Raw genomic sequence first — 4,840 nt, forward strand, 5'->3', positions numbered from 1 at the left:
AGCGGCGCCTGGGCGTGAAGCGCGTGTTCGACCTATCGGCCACGCCCTTCTTCCTGAGCGGCTCCGGTTACGCGGAGGGCACGCTCTTCCCGTGGGTGATGAGCGACTTCTCGCTCATGGACGCCATCGAGTGCGGCATCGTGAAGCTGCCGCGCGTGCCCGTGGCCGACAACATCCCCGGCAACGAGATGCCCATGTACCGCGAGCTGTGGAAACACATCGGCAAGCAGATGCCGAAACGCGGCCGGGGTGCCGGTCGGGCCGCGGACCCGAGGAAGCTGCCCGCGCCCTTATACACGGCGCTCGAGGCGCTCTACGGCCACTACGAGCTGGTCGACCAGGCGTGGCGCAAGGCGCGCATATCGGTGCCGCCGTGCTTCATCATCGTGTGCAACAACACGACCACCTCCAAGGCGGTGTTCGACTACGTGGCCGGCTACCACCGGCAGCGTGACGACGGGGCCGAGGAGTTCATCAAGGCGGCGCTGCCGCTGTTCAGCAACTTCGACACGCTCGGCAACCCCTACGCACGCCCGCCCACGCTGCTCATCGACAGCAGCCAACTCGAGTCGGGCGAGGCGCTCGACCCCGACTTCCGGGACGCGGCGGCCGACGAGATCGAGGCGTTCAAGCGCGAGCTCGTGCAGCGGACGGGTGACGTTCGAGCGGGCGAGAACCTGTCTGACCAGGACCTGCTGCGGCAGGTGCTCAACACGGTGGGCAAGGCCGGCGAGCTGGGCGCCGACGTGCGCTGCGTGGTCTCAGTGGCCATGCTCACCGAGGGTTGGGACGCCAACACCGTCACGCACGTCCTGGGCGTGCGGGCCTTCGGGACGCAGCTGCTCTGCGAGCAGGTGGTGGGCCGCGCGCTGAGGCGCCAGTCTTACGAGCTGAACGCCAACGGTCTGTTCGACGTGGAGTACGCCGACGTGCTGGGCATACCCTTCGACTTCACGGCCAAGCCCGTGGTGGCCCCTCCCAAGGCGCCGCGTGAGACGGTGCGCGTCCACGCCGTGCGCCCGGAGCGCGACGCGCTCGAGATCACCTTCCCACGCATCCAGGGTTACCGCGTGGAGCTCCCGAACGACGTGCTCACGGCACGCTTCGACGAGGACTCGACCCTGCGCCTCACCCCCGAGCTCGTCGGGGCCACCCAGACGATCAGCTCCGGCATCATCGGCAAGAGCGTTCAGCTCGACCTCAAGCACCTCGAGAAGACGCGCGAGTCCACCCTCATCATGGAGCTGACCAGCTACCTGCTGGAGCGGTGGCGGGACCCGGACGAGGCGCCGCGCGCCAACCTCTACCCGCAGCTCAGCAAGATCGTGAAGCGTTGGCTCAAGGAGCACCTGGAGTGCGTGGGTGGCACGACGCCCACACAGGTGCTCTACCGCACCATCGCCGACATGGCGTGCGACAGGATGATGCAGGCCATCGTCCGCTCGCCGGGCGGCGCCAAGCGCGTGCTCGCCATTCCCGACCCGTTCGAGCCGCGCGGCAGCACGTCGTACGTGAACTTCACGACCAGCAAGGCGGAGCGGTGGGAGACGTCGCCCCTACGCTCGCACGTGAACTGGGCCGTGCTCGACAGCGACTGGGAGGGCGAGTTCTGCCGCGCCGTGGAGCAGCACCCGCAGGTGCTCGCCTACGTGAAGAACCACGGCCTCGGCTTCGAGGTGCCTTACCTGCACCAGGGCCAGCGGCACCTGTACCGGCCCGATTTCATCGTCCAGCTGGACGATGGCCGCGGCCGAGACGACCCGCTGAACCTGGTCGTGGAGGTGAAGGGCTACCGAGGCGAGGACGCCAAGGACAAGAAGAGCACCATGCTCACGCACTGGGTCCCCGGGGTGAACGCCCTCGAGAGCTTCGGCCGGTGGGACTTCGTGGAGCTCACCGACGTGTGGACCATGGGAACGGATCTCGATGCCAAGGTGGCGGAGTTGCTAGGAGAAGTGCTCAGCGCCGGTAGGCGGGAGCCCTAGGGGTGGGTGAGGCGATGACGCGACAGCGACTACCCTGCTGGCAGCGCGTTCCTGCCGCCGGCTCGGATCGGTGGAGGACATATGGCTAGGAAGCGCACCGTCAAGCAGGGGAAGGAGGTCGCGGCCCTGACGCACGACGAGGCGACCCGCACGAACATCCCGTCGGCCGAGCACCAATCGGTGTTGACGCAGGAGCAAGCGCGACCAGTGAGCGTGCGCTTCGAGCGCGGCGCGGGCGGCCTGGATCGCGAGAAGGAAGCGCGCGACCGCGACCTCGACCCGCAACTCGTGTGGCGCGGCAAGGACCAGGCCGACTGGCACGACCTCGTGGTGGCCGCACCGCCCCTGTACATCCAGGAGAAGGTCCACCCGAAGGTGTTGATAGACGACCTCAGGCGCCAGACGCAAGAGGCCGAGGAGTCCGCTTCCGAGCAGCCTTCCCTGTTCGCCGATTTCGGCGGCTTCCCCGAGGGGGCCGAACGCACCGATTTCTACCAGCACGAGGGCCGCTGGCAGAACCGCATGATCCTGGGAGACAGCCTGGCCGTCATGGCGTCGCTGGCCGAGCGCGAGGGCCTACGCGGCAAGGTCCAGTGCATCTACATCGACCCACCCTACGGCATCAAGTTCAACAGCAACTTCCAGTGGTCGACCACCAGCCGCGACGTCAAGGACGGCAACGCCGCCCACATCACCCGCGAACCCGAACAGGTCAAGGCGTTCAGGGACACGTGGCGTGACGGCATCCACTCCTACCTCACCTACCTGCGGGACCGGTTGACCGTGGCGCGCGACCTGCTGACCGAGAGCGGGTCCATCTTCGTGCAGATCGGGGATGAGAACGTGCATCGGGTGCGGGCGGTGATGGATGAGGTGTTTGGAGACGACAATTGCGTTTCCATCGTTGCTTTTAGTAAAGGCGCAACTGGCCTGGGGACGTCTGGAAAATTGCCAGCTCGCCTAGACTATATCCTCTGGTACTCCCGCTATCCTGACAAACACAAGTTCCGTCAACTGTTTTTATTGAGAGGTTTGGAACTAGACCCGAATTTCAATTGGGTCATGCTTCTAGATGGGTCGTACCGAAGGCTTGAGGCGCAGGAAAGGGAAGGCACGGTCCGTCTACCAGAAGGAGCACGAACCTTCGGTGATGTTTCATTGACTAAGCCCGGCCCAGGTAGAAAATTCACAATCGGCTTTCAGGGACAGCAATTCGATTCTGGCAAGAGATGGTGGGGTATGCCAGAGTCATCGCTAGAGAGAGCGCTTAAGTCTGGCCGGGTCGGAGCATTTGGTAATGCGCTACGACACATTCGCTTTCAGGACGAGGCAAGGGCCGTAAGGCTCGGAAACCTTTGGGACGGCTTCTTGGGTCAACACGATCCCGTCTACGTGGTTCAAACCAACGTCGAAATTGTTCAGCGGTGTCTTCTCATGACCACCGACCCCGGCGACCTAGTCCTAGACCCCACCTGCGGCTCCGGCACCACCGCCTACGTCGCCGAACAGTGGGGCCGCCGCTGGATAACCATCGACACCTCGCGCGTCGCCCTCGCCCTAGCCCGCTCACGCATCATGGGCGCCAGGTACCCCTACTACCTCCTGGCCGACTCCCGCGAGGGGCAGGCCAAGGAGGCGGAGGTCAGCCGCGAGCCGGTGAAGACGACTCCCGTCAACGGCGACCTGCGCCACGGTTTCGTTTACGAGCGCGTGCCCCACATTACGCTGAAATCGATCGCCAACAACGCAGAGATCGATGTCATCTGGGAGGAGTACCAGCAGCGGCTCGAGCCTCTGCGCGCGCAGCTCAACGGCGCACTGGGTCAGGCCTGGGAGGAATGGGAGATCCCGCGTGACGCCGCGCCCAACTGGCCGGCCGCCGCCAAGGAAGCGCACGCCAAGTGGTGGGAGGAGCGCATCGCGCGCCAACGCGAGATCGACGCCTCCATAGCCGCCAAGGCGGAGTTCGAGTACCTCTACGACAAGCCGTACGAGGACCGCAACACTGTGCGCGTGGCCGGCCCCTTCACCGTCGAAAGCCTCTCCCCGCACCGCATGATTGGCGTGGACGAGGAGGGCGACAGGCTCGACCCGGCCGCAAAGGTGCACGAGGACCAGGACGCGTTCGTACGCATGGTGCTCGAGAACTTAGGGGCGGCGGGCGTGCAACAGGCGGCCAAGAGCGACCGCATCGAGTTCAAGAGCCTCGTCCCCTGGCCCGGCTTCTTCCTCTGCGCCGAGGGGCGCTACCTGGAGGGCGGCAAGGAGAAGCGCGCCGGCATCTTCGTGGGCCCAGAGTTCGGCACCGTCACGCGGCCGGACCTGGTGGACGCCGCCAAGGAGGCGGGCGACGCCGGGTTCGATGTCGTCATAGCCTGCGCCTTCAACTACGACGCTCACGCCACCGAGTTCACCCGGCTCGGTGCGGTGCCGCTCCTCAAGGCGCGCATGAACGCGGACCTCCACATGGCGACCGACCTGAAGACCACCGGCAAGGGCAACCTCTTCGTGGTCTTCGGTGAGCCCGACATAGAGGTCCGCCCCGTGGGCGACGACCAACTAGAGGTTGAGATCCGCGGCATCGACGTCTTCGACCCCAGCACCGGCGAGGTGCGCGCCGACGACCCAGACGGCATAGCCCTCTGGATGATCGACACGCAGCACGACGGCGAGTCGTTCTTCGTGCGGCACGCCTACTTCCTCGGCGCCAACGACCCGTACAAGGCCCTCCGCACGACGCTCAAGGCCGAGATCGACGAGGACGCCTGGGCCTCGCTCAACAGCGCCGTGTCCAGGCCGTTCCCCAAGCCGAGCACCGGCCGGATCGCCGTCAAGGCCATCAACCACCTCGGTGA

General features: G+C 65.7%; 2 protein-coding genes. Both read left to right on the forward strand.

Features of this window, described 5'->3' with window-relative positions; translation table 11 throughout:
- A partial coding sequence (locus H3C53_13220) for a restriction endonuclease (protein ID MBW7917627.1) occupies positions 1-1,985 on the forward strand: 1,985 nt, incomplete at its 5' end.
- Positions 1,986-2,066: 81 nt separating this feature from the next.
- A partial coding sequence (locus tag H3C53_13225; GenBank protein MBW7917628.1) for a site-specific DNA-methyltransferase occupies positions 2,067-4,840 on the forward strand: 2,774 nt, incomplete at its 3' end.

Source organism: Trueperaceae bacterium, from assembly GCA_019454765.1.
Classification (GTDB): Bacteria; Deinococcota; Deinococci; order Deinococcales; family Trueperaceae; genus JAAYYF01.